This window comes from Stenotrophomonas sp. 2694 (assembly GCF_040548715.1).
Classification (GTDB): Bacteria; Pseudomonadota; Gammaproteobacteria; order Xanthomonadales; family Xanthomonadaceae; genus Stenotrophomonas; species Stenotrophomonas indicatrix.
On the sequence record NZ_JBEPSG010000001.1, the window covers coordinates 465,395 to 479,057 of the forward strand.

Genomic DNA, 13,663 nt, shown 5'->3' on the forward strand with positions numbered 1-13,663 from the left:
TCAGGCCCCACCGAAGTGATCCTTCAGTCTGCCGGCTGCAGCCGTTCGCTTGCGTGCGCTGCCAGCCCAAGGCCGGCCATGATCAGCCCTTCCATCACCCGGTCGCCGACATATTGCTCCGGCTCGCCGTTCTGACGCGTGCGTTCTGCCGCCAGCAGCACTTCCAGCACCACGCGCAGGCCTGTCAGCGAGCAGTCGGCATCGGCCAGCGCCATCTGTCGGCCACGCAGCTGATGCCGCTCTGGCCAAGGCTGGCCGTTGGCGGCCACGCCCGAGCCGATGCTGTGCAGCAGCGCGATGAGGGTGTTGGGATCTACGGCGGGCCCGGCCGAGGGCGCCTCGTGGATGGGCTGTGGGGCAGGGGAGTAGGGCGTGGTCATGGCAGGGCTCCTTGCGTACAGGCAGAAGCCGCCACCGATAAAGGTGGCGGACGATGCGTGGCTCGAAAACCGGGTCTTTGTGCAAAACCGGCGGGCACAAGGCCCCCACGCACCGCCCGCCATAGCCGGCAGACGGATTGCCAGCCGGCACCACGCAACGGTGGTGCCGGCTGGCAAGCGTAATCAAGCACAAAGACACGGGTTTTCGACGCCCGGCCACCCGTTTTCGGTGGCATGGCAAGGATTACGCCCGGTTGTGCGCGATGCCAAGGGGTTGAGGCTGAAGCCGTCAAAACCCGTGACGCTTGCGGCATTGTCGCATAGTGGCGAGAAGGCGCGAGATGCTTGCCTGACAGGAGGTTGTCGCCGCCACGGGAATAATTTCTGCTTGGCGATGGCAGGGTCAGGCTGGGCTGAAAGTGCGCCGATTCCGACATGGAAATCGGCTGTCTCGTCCGAAATGTGCCATGCGACGGCCGGTGCGATAGCATGCAAGCTCCGCAGGACGCGAAGGTGGCCATGGGAAAAGGAATGGATACGAAGTTTCTGGTTGAGACCCCAATTGCTTCCCAGTTGCACGTCGAGACTCTGACCTTCCACGGGCTGTACACCCGCGTACAAGGTCTAATCGACCGCAGCATTTACCCAAAGCCAAGTGGCATTGAGCGCTGGTCGATGCGCATTGCTGTCATTGCCGCCATCGTTGGTATCGTCAGTGGGCTGTGGCTCGTCCACTGGGTGCCCGTCAGCATTCTGTTGCCGATCACAGTGACGTGCCTGCTGGTCGAAATTGGCGGCTTTGCCGTCAATGGGGTACTGAGCGTCCTGAGACAGTATCAGCAGTACCTGCAACCTAGGTTGTCACATGCCAAAGAGATGGACAGCGAATTCGCACAGTGGCGCGCGCTAGTGGGTGAACTGCAGCGCTTCCCGAAGATCGAACGGGAGCAGAGGCTTCGCTTCGCCACGGCGCTCAGAGCCGGCATGGTTGATCGCATGGGTCTGCTGTATGGCGGACTTCAGCGACTGGGGCCATTCCCCCTGATCGTGGCGTTGTTCGTGCAGTACCAGGCCTGGAAGAAGGGCGGCTGGGCAGGTGTGTTCGACGTCGGATTGGCGGGAGGCATCCTTATCTTTTTCATTGCGCTACTTTACGTTGCCGCCTGGCTCCTGATCAGTCAGCGCACTCGACTGGATACCTACATAAACCTGCTTGAAGCTTCTTTGCAGGGAGATTCGGGGTCTGAGCTTTAGGCGCCATGTTCGATTGCCCCATCGAGAGGAAGGGCCGCTGCAGGAGCGCACACGATAGAGTGTGATCCTCTCATGGTCCGCCAAGCGAGTTTTTGCTGAGCGAGCCAAGAGGCATTCTTGCGGCGATAAGGGATGTTTATCGGGGGCAGGTCAGTTCCCCGATGGCATTGCTAAGTGGGGCAGGTCAATAGCTGAGGCTGTTACAGCTTCAAGCCGATAGATGCCTCTACGGAGTTTTCTATCCTTGCCTTTCCACCGCAGCCACATCCACAAAGAGCGTCAGCTTTGCCCCCGCTCCTCCGTCCTCACCCTCACCTTGACCGCCGCCCATAGGTGGCTTATGACCACCACCCCCTCCACTCCTACCGTTATTTGCAGTTAGCGGATCAACTTCCACCTCCCATTTCTCCTGCAAATTGAGCGAAAGATTGAACTTCGGCCGGTAGCCATTGAATCCGGTCGAAAGGAACGCGTAAGGAATATCCTCCGGGCCAGAGACATTAAAACAGGTGGTGCAGCCTGCCCGGCAAAAGTGGCCTTGGGAATCAATCCACATCGGCCTTCCTATATGGCTCTCCGCCAGCATGGCGCACATCAAGACGTTAGCTTTCTGGCCCTTGATCATGGATGCATGTCCGGACTGTGGCTTCTGCGCGGCCTTGTGCAGTATCTGCTGCGCAAGCTTCTCCCACTCGGGATGTGGCGCAAGTGGTGCGCCATAGACATTCGCGGGCACAGGTTGCACGAAGGAATGAGTAACCAGCTCCAGCAACTCATCGCAGAAAGACGATACAGCAAGTCCGCTGGAGACAGAGCCCGGCCAACGCACATCGACGAATTTGTTAGCTGGAGGTGACTGAGTATTTTCCCGGAAGCAGAGAAACGACCAATGCTTGTAATTCGCGACCGAGCCTATGAAGTCATTCTTCAGCTGGAAGTGGAATCCAAGTGATTCTTGGCCATGCCAACTGAAATTCGGCATTGATTCGTACAGATAGATTTCGCGTGCGGTAGAATCTCCGGCAGGCAGCAAGCTGCTGGAATTGCCCACTACTTTAGCCTGTAGTAGCCACATTCTTGCGCCGGCCTTACTATTTACGGCATCTCTCACTATGACGGCCAGGTCTGCTACTTCCTGGTACTTGTACTGCTGCCCGGGCGCCAAGGGATTCGGTACCACATTTCCGAATTTATCCTGCCAAACCGAGGTAAGTTGAATCTTAAATCCACTATTCACCTGCAACCAATTTCTTAGGTTGGTGAGGAAGGTCAGACTGTGAAAGCCACGCAGGAAATCGAGTTCGTGCGGATTCCCGGGGATACGTGCATTATCGTAGCCAGAATCCCAAAGCTGAGCGTCCATGATTGAGGCGGAAGGCACTGGGGCAGGATGCGGCATGGAATAGAAAAAGTGAGCGTTGGGACCATCAGCATATCCGATCATTGCTACGCTGTTCGAGTAACAGATTGCGACAAGTGCAGGGGACTCTAAAGAAGTGGATTTGTTGGATTTATCGGGGGTAGGGCAGGTCCTCATCCGATCAAGGCGGATTGGGGCAGCTGCTACCGCCAAGTACTAAGTCGATCGAAACGGCAAATCGCTGCAGCGGCCAGCGTGTGGACCCGCATTGGGGCTGCGGCCTGCCGACCCTATCTGCGTTACGAGCTACTGCAGCTGGCACGGCTCGTATGCCCATCAAACGCCAGAAGGCCTTGCATTAGCCCGCCCAGTGGCTGCCACCCATCGACAGCGCGATACCGGCGCTTCCAAACGATGCGGGCGACGGCGATCACCGGGCGCCGGGAACCGCCCGATGGCAACGTTTCCCGACTCCGTCCAGAACCGCCATGGCGCGGTCAATTGTGATTGGGGGCGTTGGCGCTTCGGCGACCTAGGCATGCCCATACTTTGCAAGAACTTCACTCACTGTAGCTTCAACCGCCTCATGGGGAGGCAATGTAAGCATCCGGTGCTGGTGGCGCCGGCTGCGCTGGACTACGCATGGCCCGGCGTGTGGCTGGTTCGGCGCTGGCGCCGGGGGCAGGGGGGCGGCCTTGGCTGATATGGGGCTGCATGGGCCTGCTTTGCCTATACAGCGGCAATGCTTGGGCGCTGCTGGCTCTCCCTTTGCTCAGACTGGGAAACGTGGACCTTCCAATTCCCCGTGTTGGCCGCGCCTTCTACGGCTATTACATCGGCCAACTAGCCTTGCTTGCGTTGGTGGCTGCGCTGCCATTGAGTGGCGTTTTACTCGCGGCATAGCACTGGCCGGCCGTTATGCATTACCGATTCCAAGCCGTTCTGGGTTCGGTCGATCAGCCTCCCGCCCATGCACTTTGCTGTAGCGGGCCAGGGCACTCGTCCTCCGCGCATTCTAGCCCCGGTTTGGGGGCATCGCCTTTTGGGGCCTAGTCCAGCTAAGCTCCTCCACCGAAGTGAAGTGCTCGGTCTGAGCTGCCATAGGGGGCGCAATGTTTGACGATATCGTTAAGAGCATTAGGGAGTACGTGTCAGATAGGTTCATGAGCCCCTTGGGGGCGTCACTTACCGTGTCCTGGTGTCTTTGGAATTACAAAGCGCTGCTCGTTGTGTTCTCGGGGGAGTCTGCCATTCGAAAGATTCACCTGATGCACCTCATCTATCAGGACACGGGCTATTCAATACTTCATCTGATAGTGGGACCCTTGGCTGCTGCAGCGTTCTATATCCTTGCCTTCCCATACCCATCCAACTGGGTCTATAGCTACTCCCTCAGGCGTCGCAAAGAGGCGCTGAACTTAAAGCGCGAGATCGATGATCAGACCGTCCTCACGCAGGAAGAATCCCGCTCCCTTCGAAACAGATTTACCGAGATGGAAATTCAGCACACGACAGATTCAGTGCGCCTTAGTAACACGATCGACAGCCTGAAAGGACAGCTCAAGCTGGCAATTGAGGAGAGGGATGCGCTTGCAGAAGCAGCGCTGGCGTCTGCAGTGAAGGCGGAGGTTGTTGAGCCTGCGCCGTCTGAGGTGTCTGTGTCACGCGCCACCGATAGGGCTGGCGAGAGCATTGGTCTCGACAAATATCAATCGCAAATGTTGGAGGCCTTGGGTCGCCTGGGCAACAAGACTCCGCTGAGCTCCCTTACTGTCCGCATGAATTTGGGCGATGACGCAATCTGGTTTATAGCTAAACAGTTGGAGAAGTTGGGCCTTGTAACAAGAGGAAGTGTGAGCGATTACGAAACTGGCCAGCAGGTCGCTGTAGTGTCGCTCACTGACGCAGGCCTCCACCTGTTCATGGAATCAGTGAAATAATCCGGGGATGTAGGGGCATCGCCTACGGAAGCGCCTCACACGCGCTGGCGCGGTCTCGGCCCACGGCTCATGTAGACCACATTGGACGGCTCGGCGTCGGCCTCGCGATCACCGACGCTCAACCGCCGTTCGCGGCGAATTCTGAGGGCCTCGGCAAGGTAGATGACGCTGGATTTCGTTGCGGCAGAAGCCTTCCGAGGCGGTGCCGATCGGGTGGCCACCTCGGCGCGGGCCTCGACCATCATCACACGCCATTCCCGGGCGATGTTGCAGGTCAGTGACCACCAGGTCATATCGCAGGGTTCCAGCTGGTGGCCTTCGGGCGTAAACATGTGGCCGCCCTGAAAGCCGAAACCGGCCCAAGGGCCGGTTAGATCCATGCGGTCGTGGGGATCAATCTTGATCATGCTGCGAGCTCGTCCTTGTCGGGGGAACGAACAGGCAGGCAAGAGCCGAGCCAGAGCCGTAGCCATTCCCAAGTAGAACCGACGAAAGCGGCCCAGCGGCGGAGCCTGTGTCGGCTACGTCGCATTTCGCATAATGTATATTATGTTCAAAGCAGACTGAGCATCGACTCCGCTACCGAGCCCGACCAATGGCACCCCAAACATTACCCGGGCCCCAACCCCAGCCATAGCTTCTCTGCACTCATGGTCGCTGGCGACCCAGAGGCATCCCGCCACGTCCAGGCGACACACGCTCGCTCAAACAGTCGCACGCTCCAGTCTCCACCAGTCAGGCGCACCTCACCGGACCAACGTTCAATTCTGAGGGAAACCCAAGCCCTCAGCCCTGCAGAATTCAACGCCGGCGGACCCGTGACCACCGTGACGCGTCACGTTAATTGCGCCCGCCAACCCGTCAATCGCGCCGCTCTGGAACGTCTCGTGATTGGACCCGTCCTTGACCGGAGCGTGGACGCTGGCATCTCGCCAGCGGAGCCCGCACTCGACTTGCGCAGCGCACGCTGTCCGCGCGCCCCCTGTAAACGCGATTCAAAAATCATCAGACGCAACAGGCTACTTCGCTGCACCCACGCTGTGCAGATCCCGACACAAACCTCCAACTTCTCCTACTTCCACTCTAGGAAAAGTCTCAAAAATCGAATGTTTTCGATGCTCGACGCGACAGCGGCGCCAGAATGAGTGCCACGCCACTGGGCGCTGACAACACTCCTGCGCATGAACGGATTCCCTGCACCGCGCCGGCTTCGCCTGGCCCTGCTTGATGACCATGACGTCGTCCGCCGCGGCACGGCCTTCCACCTGGGCAACGACAGCCGCTTCGAGATCGTCGCCAGCCACAGTGACAGCCAGGCGTTCGTGCAGGCGCTGCAGCAGCGTCATGCCGATGTGGCCATCATCGACATCACCCTGGCGCCCGGTGATATCAGCGGCACCGAGCTCGTCGAGCACCTGCGGCAGGCACTGCCGCGGGTAACGCTGCTGGGTTTTGCCGGACAGACCTCGGTGGCGATCATCAACCACCTGTTGGATGCCGGAATCAGCGGCTTTGTCGGCAAATCCGAGCCGTTGATTGAACTATCCGACGCGGTCGTACGCGTGTCCCAAGGGCTCTGCCGCATTCCGCCGTCGTGCAAGCTGCTGACGCCCTGCGATGCACTTAGCCGCAACGAGCGCGAGGTCATCCGGCTGGTCCTGGATGGGTTGACCGTCTCGGAGATTGCCCTGCATCGCCACCGCAGCATCAAGACCGTCAGCACGCAGAAGATTGCCGCGCTGCGCAAGCTGGGGTTGCGCAATGACGCGGAGATCTTCGCGATACGGCAGCAGTTGGAGGCACTGTGACCGCGCTGTTCAAGCGTGGCCGCAGGTTCATGCTGCTGGCACTGTTTACCCTGCTTCCCTGTACGTCCGCAGGCGACATCCAGCACGGAAAATGGACAGCGGGGCGCGTGGTCCGGGTGGCCGCGGCCCCCACGCTGCACCCTGTGCCCGAAGATGCTGCCGACCCCGAGGTGCTGCAGACGCTGGCGCATGGCTATGCCGCGCTCGTGGCCCGCCATTCCGGCCTGACCTTCGTCGAAGTCCCTTTTTCCAGCACCCTCGCCGCGATGACCGCCGTCTGTGAGGGGCGGGCCGATCTTGTGCTGGCGATGGGTGCTGACGCTGGGGCACGCCTGCCCTGCCCCAGCCTGGCGCCCTCGCGCAGTTTTCCTGGCGGTGCCAGCGTGCTTGCCGGCCGCATTGGCGAGCGCTTGCCGCGGCGGGTTGCCGATCTCGGCACGCTGCGCATCGCTGCTGTTGAAGGGGGCCCCTACCCTGTGTGGCTGGCACAGCACCACCCTGCGGTGCCCGTGCTGCCGCACCCCAGCATGCGGGCGGCATTGGCTGCCGTGGATGCCGGCATTGCCGACGTTGCGATCGGGCTGGAATCCACTGCAGGTGCGATAGCACGACGTCACTTCTCCCACAGCCTGCGGTTGCAGACAGTGGATGCCGATCTTTCGACCCAGCTGCATCTGCTTGCCCGGCGCGAAGACCAGGCGCTGCTGGATCGTATCGAGGCGGCACTGGATGACATCACCATCGAAGAGCATGCCCAGTTGCTGCAGCGCTGGGCACGGCAGACGCTGCCGGCCGCGCTCGGCCAGAAGGTGCGCGAAGGCCTCGATGGCACCGTGCTCTGGCTGTTGCCAGCCGCAGCCCTGCTGCTGGCACTCCCGTTGCTGGCTGCACGCAGGCTGCGCCAGCAGCAGGGTCTTGATCAGAGGCAGGCGCAGATGACGGGGATGATCAGCCATGAGGTGCGCAATTCCGCCCAGGCCGTCATGGCGTCGATCGACCTGCTGGGCCAGGCGCCACTGCCAGCCGGGCAACGCGAACTGGTAGCCGCTGCGGCCACCGCCAGCCAGACATTGCGCGGATTGCTCAACCGCACGCTGGACTTCTCCCGCCTGGCCAGCGGCACTTTCCGGCCAAAGCGGGTGCCCTGCAACGTCCCTGCGATCTGCACGCAGGCGCTGCAGGCCATTACGCCCTTCGCGCAGAAGAAGGCGCTCAGCCTGCAGCTCTGCGCACCGCAGGCGCCGTTCCCGATGCTGGCAACGGACCCGGACTGCCTGCGCCAGCTGCTCGACAACCTGCTCGGCAATGCCGTCAAGTTCACCGACGTAGGCGGCGTTGAACTGCGCCTGCAGCTGGATGCGCCCACGAAGAACGCATCACTGTTGATAGAGGTCATCGACAGTGGCATCGGCATCGCGCCAGCGCAGATGAGCGCCCTGTTCGAGCCCTTCCGGCAGGCCGATGCAGGCAGGCAGCGCGGCGGCAGCGGCCTGGGCCTTTCCATCTGTCGCACGTTGGCCGAGGCCATGGGCGGCACTCTGGATGTCCATAGCGTGCATGGCCGTGGCAGCCGCTTCATTCTTCGCCTGCCCGTGCAGCAGGTGCAGGAAGATGCGCCGGCCACTGCCGCTGCGTCCGCCCTGCCCCGGCTGGCCGGCACGCGCATCCTGCTGGTGGAGGATCACGCGCTGACCCGACAGGTCATTGCCGCCCAGCTGCGGCGCTGGGGCGCGACGGTGCAGGAGGCTGCCAATGCCGAAGAGGCCTTGGCGGCCCAGATGCAGGCGCCCTGCCCGCTGGTGATACTGGACATCGGTCTGCCGGGAATGGATGGCTGCGCGCTGGCCCGGCAATTGCGGCTGCATGAGGCAGAAGGCGCGCCGCGCGCCCGGCTGATCGCGCTTTCCGCCTTCACTGGCGGCGATCACACGATGCGCTGCCAGGTCGCCGGCATCGACGCGGTATTGCTCAAGCCGTTGCAGGCCGATGCGCTGCTGCAGGCGCTGGACCAGGCTGTGCCCGACCGTGCCTTCGAAAGCACTGCCCGAGAACTGGTGGCCGCCTACGAAGAAGATATCGATCGCGAGCTGCAATGCCTGCACGAAGCGATCGCTCGTTGCGATGCCGCCCAGCTGCGCCATCATGCGCATCGCCTGCAGGGCGTGCTGCAGATGCTCAACGCGGGCGGCATGGATGCACGCGCCGGCGAACTATGGGAGCTGGGCGATCGCGTGCCGCCCGGCTGGGACGATGCGCGCCAGCTGCTGGCCGAGCTGCAGACGTGGCGCGGCTCCCGGGGTGCGGGAGCCGCGCCGTCGCCCTGAATCAGGCGGCGTTGCGGCCTGCCTGGCGGCGGGTCAGGTCGTTGAAGCGACCCAGCGACATCAGGTGCTGATGGATCAGCGCCAACCAGCCGTTGCGGTGCCATTCGATGACGGTCGCATCCGGCAGCGCAATGAACTTCTCGACGTCGACCACGAAGAAGCCGTTGAGGTTGAACTCGCGACCATCGGGCAGGCGCACGGTTGCATTGCGCTCGACCAGCAGGCCGTTGTCGACCAGTGCCTTGGAGAAGGCCTGGGTCTGTTCGTGCTCGCGGGTGAACTGGCCGCAGAACTCAAGCGCCTGCTGCACCATCTCGGTGGCCTTGCCATCGACGAACAGCGGCTGGCCTTCTTCGCCGCCACGGACGATGCGCGGGCTGTCTTCGTCGATGCCGAGCAGGAAGTCATTGTCCGCGCCGGTGTCGATGAAGATGAAGGGATGGCGGCGCAGGTAGGCCGGGATGTAGGTCTCGTCGTCCCACAGGCCATCGGTGATGAACAGGTTGTCGGTGGTCACACCCACGGCGGCCATCGGCACCGCGCTCGGGCCTGCGAACAGGATCGGGAAGTGGTGCAGCGCCAGCGAGAATTCGCCCAGCACCAGCGGGATGGAGTTGCTGCTGGCAGCGAACTCGAGCTTGCCCGGCAGGATGCGCAGATCGGCGTGCAGGTCTGCCTGCAGCGGCACCGGGCGGGTGTAGAACAGGGGCGCGCTGCTCGGCGCAGCTTCGGTGGTGGTGTCGCTGGTGGTGGTCATCGTGGAAACCATGTCGATCATGCGCGCCTGCCATCCCGGGCGCGCCAGCGGGAACAACCTGAATCCCGCATTATCAACAAGGCAGGTGACAACGGCCACCCCGCGGCCGACTTATTTCAACTGCAATGGGTAGCGCTGCCACAGTACGTGGACCAGAAAGCCAGCCAGTTCGGTGTCGCGCGCACTGACCGCCGCGCGGATCTTGTCCAGCAGGACCATGTCGCTGCAATGCCGCACATCGGCGTGGTTGGCCTGGCCAGCGCGCCGTGCCCGATAGCGTGCAGCCCGCTGTGCGTCGCTCATTGCGTACCCGAACTTGGGCGGCCGACCGCGTTTGCGCGGCAGGGTCAGCTCCAGGGTTCCGGGATCATTGTCATCACGCATGGGCAGGGTGCGGGCGGCGGCAAGCAACGGGGGGTGCGCAATTTATCGTGAGGCATCACTTTAATCCAGCTTTTTCTGCAGTTTTGTTGCAATGCAATGCAGGCACGTGACGCACGGATGGCACCCATCCACGCCTGGCGTGGGAAGTAGATCCACGCCATGCGTGGATAGACCCCCGCCAATGCAAAGGTCGGTAGATCCACGTCACGCGTGGATGACCCCTCGCCAACACAAAAAAAGGGAGCCCGCGAACGGGCTCCCTGCATCCACCTTACGCTGCACGCACCGGCTCGTAGCCATGCAGGTGCGATTCGCTGCTGGCCCGTCCCTGGCTCAGCGAACGCAGCGAGGTCGTATACCCGACCAGCTGCGCCAACGGCGCGAATCCGCTGACTTCGGCGCGACCGTCCTGGTCGTCGATGCGGGCAACGCGTCCATGGCGGCGATTCAGATCACCCACCACGTCCCCCACCGAGGCGGACGGCGAATGCACCGTCACCGCCATCACCGGCTCCAGCAGCTGCGTACCGCTGGCCGCCAACGCGGCCTTGATGCCCTCGCTGCCGGCCCGATGGAACGCCATCTCCGACGAATCCTTCGCGTGGGTCTGGCCATCCACCAGGCTGACTTCGATGCCGACCACCGGATGGCCCTGCGGGCCTTCCGACAGCGCGGCACGAACGCCCTTCTCCACCGCAGCGATGAAGTTGCGCGGCACCACGCCACCGACGATGCGGTCATTGAACACGACCTCGCCGTCGTCGCGCGGCACCACATCCAGCACCACGTGCGCGAACTGGCCCTGGCCACCGGTCTGCTTGACCAGGCGGCCCACGACGCCTTCCACGGCACGCTGCGGCGTTTCCTGGTAAGCCACACGCGGCGCGCCAATGCCGATGTCCAGCTTCCATTCGCTGCGCAGCCGCTCGACCATCACCTCCAGGTGCAGCTCGCCCATGCCCCAGGCCAGGGTTTCACCGGTCTCGCGATCGGTTTCCACCCGGAACGAGGGATCTTCCTGGGCCAGGCTTGCCAAGCCCTGCGCCAGCCGGATCAGGTCGGCCGCACGTGCCGGCTCCAACCGCCAGGCCAGTACCGGGGCCTGTGCCTGGATGCTCTCCAGGCGCAGCGGCTGCCCTCGCCCGCTCAGCGTTTCACCGCTGACCGCATCCTTCCAGCCCAGCACCGCCACGATGTCGCCGGCCACGGCCTGCCCGATGTCCTGGGTCTGGTCGGCCTGCACGCGCACCAGCCGGCTGATGCGACGCCCTTGCGGGTGCTGCGAGCTGGCCACGTTGTCGCCGACCTTCAAGGTGCCCGAGTACAGCCGCACGAAGCTCAACGCACCGTGCTGCTGGTGGGTGATCTTGAACAGCAGGCCAGCCAGCGGACCGTCCGGATCCGGCGGCAGCAGGACGTCGCCGCCCTCGCCTTCGGCAGTGACCGCAGGACGATCCAGCGGCGACGGCAGGTAATCGACCACCGCATCCAGCAGCGTTTCGATGCCCTTGTCCTTGAAGGCAGCACCCGCCAGCACCGGTACGCCGGCGCCCGCCAGCGTCGCGCGACGGATCGCTGCGCGCAGCGTCGCCGCGTCGATGTCACGGCCTTCCAGCCATGCCGTTGCCAGCACATCATCATGGTCGGCCACGGCTTCGACCAGCGCATTGCGCTGCGGTTGCCACTGCGCGCGCTCGGCTTCGCTCCATGCCGTCACCGTCGCCGCGCCTGCGTCCTGCCACTGCAGTACGCGGCCATCGACCAGGTCGACCCAGCCGTGGAAGTCGCCCTCACTGCCCAGCGGCACGCCCAGCGCCCACGGTCGCGCCCGCAGCTTGTCCTGCAGCTGCTCCAGCACGCGCTCGAACGAGGCACCGATGCGATCCATCTTGTTGACGAACGCAATCAACGGCACGCCATGCCGGCGCGCCTGGCGCCACACGGTTTCCGATTGCGGCTGCACGCCGTCCACGGCCGAAAACACGGCCACGGCACCGTCGAGCACGCGCAGCGAGCGCTCGACCTCGATGGCGAAGTCGATGTGGCCGGGCGTGTCGATCAGGGTCAGCTGGTGCAGCGGCAGATCGCGTGGCGCCCACTGTGCGTGCACGGCGGCCGCACCGATGGTGATGCCACGTTCGCGCTCGATCGCCGAGAAGTCGGTGGTCGCGTTGCCGTCATGCACTTCGCCGACGCGGTGGATCTCGCCGGTCTTCCACAGAAGGCGTTCGGTAAGGGTGGTTTTGCCAGCGTCGATGTGGGCAATGATGCCGAGGTTGCGAAGACGCGACAGAGTCTGGGTGTTGGTGTTCATGAGAGAGGTTCCTGCTGGGCCAACTTCGGGGGCCGCACACGCCGGTTGGCAACGGCGTGTGCGGCTAGCGTTCGGTCTCGGCGATCTGGTGCATGGCACGTTCTCCTTGCGGTGGCGCGGGTTGAGGGATGGGGACGGAAACGAAAAGAGCGCCCCGGAGGGCGCTCTGTGGATGGTCCAGCGAAAGCCGCGATCAGCGGCCTCGTAGGGCTCCAGGCAGACACGCCCGTTCCGCGCTTGCGCGGGTCAGGGTGAAAAACTTCAGGAGCGGCATCCGGTTCATGCGGCGCATTCTAGACCTGTCAATCTGGCGCGCAAGTGAATATTGCGCACATGGATGGAACGATGAGGCGCAACGGGGCAGCAATCACCCAGGAACGATCATTCGCACCCATTGATCCGCCGCGCCTCACCCACCGTCGCGGCGTGATCCCCCGTCACCGACACCCAGTCCTTCAGCGGGAAGCCGGCATTGATCTCCCCTCGACGAGGCGTGTCGTGGATGGTCACTTCAGTCCAGGCGCCCACCGCACCGAGCTCGCTCAGGCGGGCAGCCTGGTCGTCATCGGTGCTGAAGGTGTCGCCCGGCTTGGACGGCTTTGCGTTGTTCACCGTGGCGGTCTTCAGTGCGCGCACGCGCAGCGCACCATTGGGCATGCGCTGGCTGATCACGTCGTAACGCTCAACGCCGTAGGCCCACGACCGCTCGGCCTGGCGGCGCACTTCACTGCCGTCATCGGCCACCTCGATCTTGCCATCCACCAGTCCACTGATCGAAGCGAGGCTGCCGTAGCCGGCCATCATCGCTTCGTAGCCGATCATCTGCCGCTTCTCCAGCGGCAGTTCGCTGGCCGCAGGCTTCATGCCCGGCAGCTTCAGATACGCCGACTTCTTGCAGAGCAGCAGCACGCTTTGATTGCCCCAGGCCATCAGCATCGCGCCACCGGTGTAGTAGTGCGTGGTGAAAAGATCGGAGGCGGCGCCGGCGCCCTTCGCATGGCGGATTTCGATCGAGGTCGCCTGGTCAGCCACCTTGTCCAGCACAACCGTGCGGACGGGAGCGGCGTGCGCCGTGCACGATGCAGCAATGATCGAAGCCAGCAGTGTCGCGCGCGGGAGGATGTAGTTCATGGGGGTCATTC

Annotated in this window: 12 protein-coding genes; 5 read left to right on the top strand and 7 right to left on the bottom strand. The window is 63.0% G+C overall.

All coding sequences use genetic code 11. The features are described 5' to 3' along the window. Window positions 1-23 precede the first annotated feature (23 nt). Window positions 24-380: a hypothetical protein gene (locus ABIA73_RS02125; protein ID WP_080148792.1), complete on the bottom strand. Its 357-nt coding sequence runs from the start codon at window positions 378-380 to the stop codon at window positions 24-26. A gap of 489 nt (window positions 381-869) precedes the next feature. Here ABIA73_RS02125 and ABIA73_RS02130 point away from each other — a divergent pair, with 489 nt between their 5' ends. Continuing rightward, the gene (locus tag ABIA73_RS02130; RefSeq protein WP_354275369.1) at window positions 870-1,634 is read left to right on the top strand and encodes a hypothetical protein; all 765 of its coding nucleotides are present in this window, start codon (window positions 870-872) and stop codon (window positions 1,632-1,634) included. Between the two features lie 238 nt (window positions 1,635-1,872). Here ABIA73_RS02130 and ABIA73_RS02135 read toward each other — a convergent pair whose 3' ends face one another. Further along, window positions 1,873-3,078, bottom strand: coding sequence for a hypothetical protein (locus ABIA73_RS02135; RefSeq protein WP_354275370.1), 1,206 nt, complete (start codon window positions 3,076-3,078; stop codon window positions 1,873-1,875). Between the two features lie 630 nt (window positions 3,079-3,708). On the opposite strand from ABIA73_RS02135, the gene ABIA73_RS21510 reads away from it, so the two are divergent. Both ABIA73_RS21510 and ABIA73_RS02140 read left to right on the top strand, forming a co-directional pair. Continuing rightward, window positions 3,709-3,897, top strand: coding sequence for a TraX family protein (locus ABIA73_RS21510; RefSeq protein ID WP_502960540.1), 189 nt, complete (start codon window positions 3,709-3,711; stop codon window positions 3,895-3,897). A 209-nt stretch (window positions 3,898-4,106) separates the two neighbouring features. Continuing rightward, on the top strand, window positions 4,107-4,934 hold the full coding sequence (locus ABIA73_RS02140; RefSeq protein WP_354275371.1) for a hypothetical protein: 828 nt from the start codon (window positions 4,107-4,109) through the stop codon (window positions 4,932-4,934). Window positions 4,935-4,969: 35 nt separating this feature from the next. On the opposite strand, the gene ABIA73_RS02145 is transcribed toward ABIA73_RS02140, so the two are convergent. Continuing rightward, window positions 4,970-5,341 (bottom strand): DUF3653 domain-containing protein, encoded by a 372-nt coding sequence (locus ABIA73_RS02145; protein ID WP_354275372.1) that lies wholly within the window; start codon window positions 5,339-5,341, stop codon window positions 4,970-4,972. Window positions 5,342-6,115: 774 nt separating this feature from the next. On the opposite strand from ABIA73_RS02145, the gene ABIA73_RS02150 reads away from it, so the two are divergent. Both ABIA73_RS02150 and ABIA73_RS02155 read left to right on the top strand, forming a co-directional pair. Further along, window positions 6,116-6,742: a response regulator gene (locus ABIA73_RS02150; RefSeq protein WP_033831073.1), complete on the top strand. Its 627-nt coding sequence runs from the start codon at window positions 6,116-6,118 to the stop codon at window positions 6,740-6,742. Next, window positions 6,739-9,066 (top strand): ATP-binding protein, encoded by a 2,328-nt coding sequence (locus ABIA73_RS02155; protein WP_354275373.1) that lies wholly within the window; start codon window positions 6,739-6,741, stop codon window positions 9,064-9,066. Before ABIA73_RS02150 ends, ABIA73_RS02155 begins: the two co-directional genes overlap by 4 nt. Window position 9,067: 1 nt before the next feature. On the opposite strand, the gene ABIA73_RS02160 is transcribed toward ABIA73_RS02155, so the two are convergent. The 4 genes from ABIA73_RS02160 to ABIA73_RS02175 form a co-directional block, all read right to left on the bottom strand. Next, complete coding sequence (locus ABIA73_RS02160) at window positions 9,068-9,823, bottom strand: SapC family protein (RefSeq protein WP_025877209.1); 756 nt, start codon at window positions 9,821-9,823, stop codon at window positions 9,068-9,070. 111 nt (window positions 9,824-9,934) lie between these two features. Next, window positions 9,935-10,207: a hypothetical protein gene (locus tag ABIA73_RS02165; RefSeq protein ID WP_025877210.1), complete on the bottom strand. Its 273-nt coding sequence runs from the start codon at window positions 10,205-10,207 to the stop codon at window positions 9,935-9,937. Window positions 10,208-10,478: 271 nt separating this feature from the next. Beyond that, on the bottom strand, window positions 10,479-12,521 hold the full coding sequence (gene fusA / locus ABIA73_RS02170) for an elongation factor G (RefSeq protein WP_025877212.1): 2,043 nt from the start codon (window positions 12,519-12,521) through the stop codon (window positions 10,479-10,481). Between the two features lie 381 nt (window positions 12,522-12,902). Next, window positions 12,903-13,652 (bottom strand): hypothetical protein, encoded by a 750-nt coding sequence (locus ABIA73_RS02175; protein ID WP_033831072.1) that lies wholly within the window; start codon window positions 13,650-13,652, stop codon window positions 12,903-12,905. Between the last annotated feature and the right edge of the window lie 11 nt (window positions 13,653-13,663).

Coding starts and splice junctions, on each gene's coding strand:
- ABIA73_RS02125 (WP_080148792.1), bottom strand. CDS start 380: ATGACCACGCCCTACTCCCCTGCCCCACAGCCCATCCACGAGGCGCCC.
- ABIA73_RS02130 (WP_354275369.1), top strand. CDS start 870: ATGCAAGCTCCGCAGGACGCGAAGGTGGCCATGGGAAAAGGAATGGAT.
- ABIA73_RS02135 (WP_354275370.1), bottom strand. CDS start 3,078: ATGATCGGATATGCTGATGGTCCCAACGCTCACTTTTTCTATTCCATG.
- ABIA73_RS21510 (WP_502960540.1), top strand. CDS start 3,709: ATGGGCCTGCTTTGCCTATACAGCGGCAATGCTTGGGCGCTGCTGGCT.
- ABIA73_RS02140 (WP_354275371.1), top strand. CDS start 4,107: ATGTTTGACGATATCGTTAAGAGCATTAGGGAGTACGTGTCAGATAGG.
- ABIA73_RS02145 (WP_354275372.1), bottom strand. CDS start 5,341: ATGATCAAGATTGATCCCCACGACCGCATGGATCTAACCGGCCCTTGG.
- ABIA73_RS02150 (WP_033831073.1), top strand. CDS start 6,116: ATGAACGGATTCCCTGCACCGCGCCGGCTTCGCCTGGCCCTGCTTGAT.
- ABIA73_RS02160 (WP_025877209.1), bottom strand. CDS start 9,823: ATGACCACCACCAGCGACACCACCACCGAAGCTGCGCCGAGCAGCGCG.
- ABIA73_RS02165 (WP_025877210.1), bottom strand. CDS start 10,207: ATGCGTGATGACAATGATCCCGGAACCCTGGAGCTGACCCTGCCGCGC.
- fusA (WP_025877212.1), bottom strand. CDS start 12,521: ATGAACACCAACACCCAGACTCTGTCGCGTCTTCGCAACCTCGGCATC.
- ABIA73_RS02175 (WP_033831072.1), bottom strand. CDS start 13,652: ATGAACTACATCCTCCCGCGCGCGACACTGCTGGCTTCGATCATTGCT.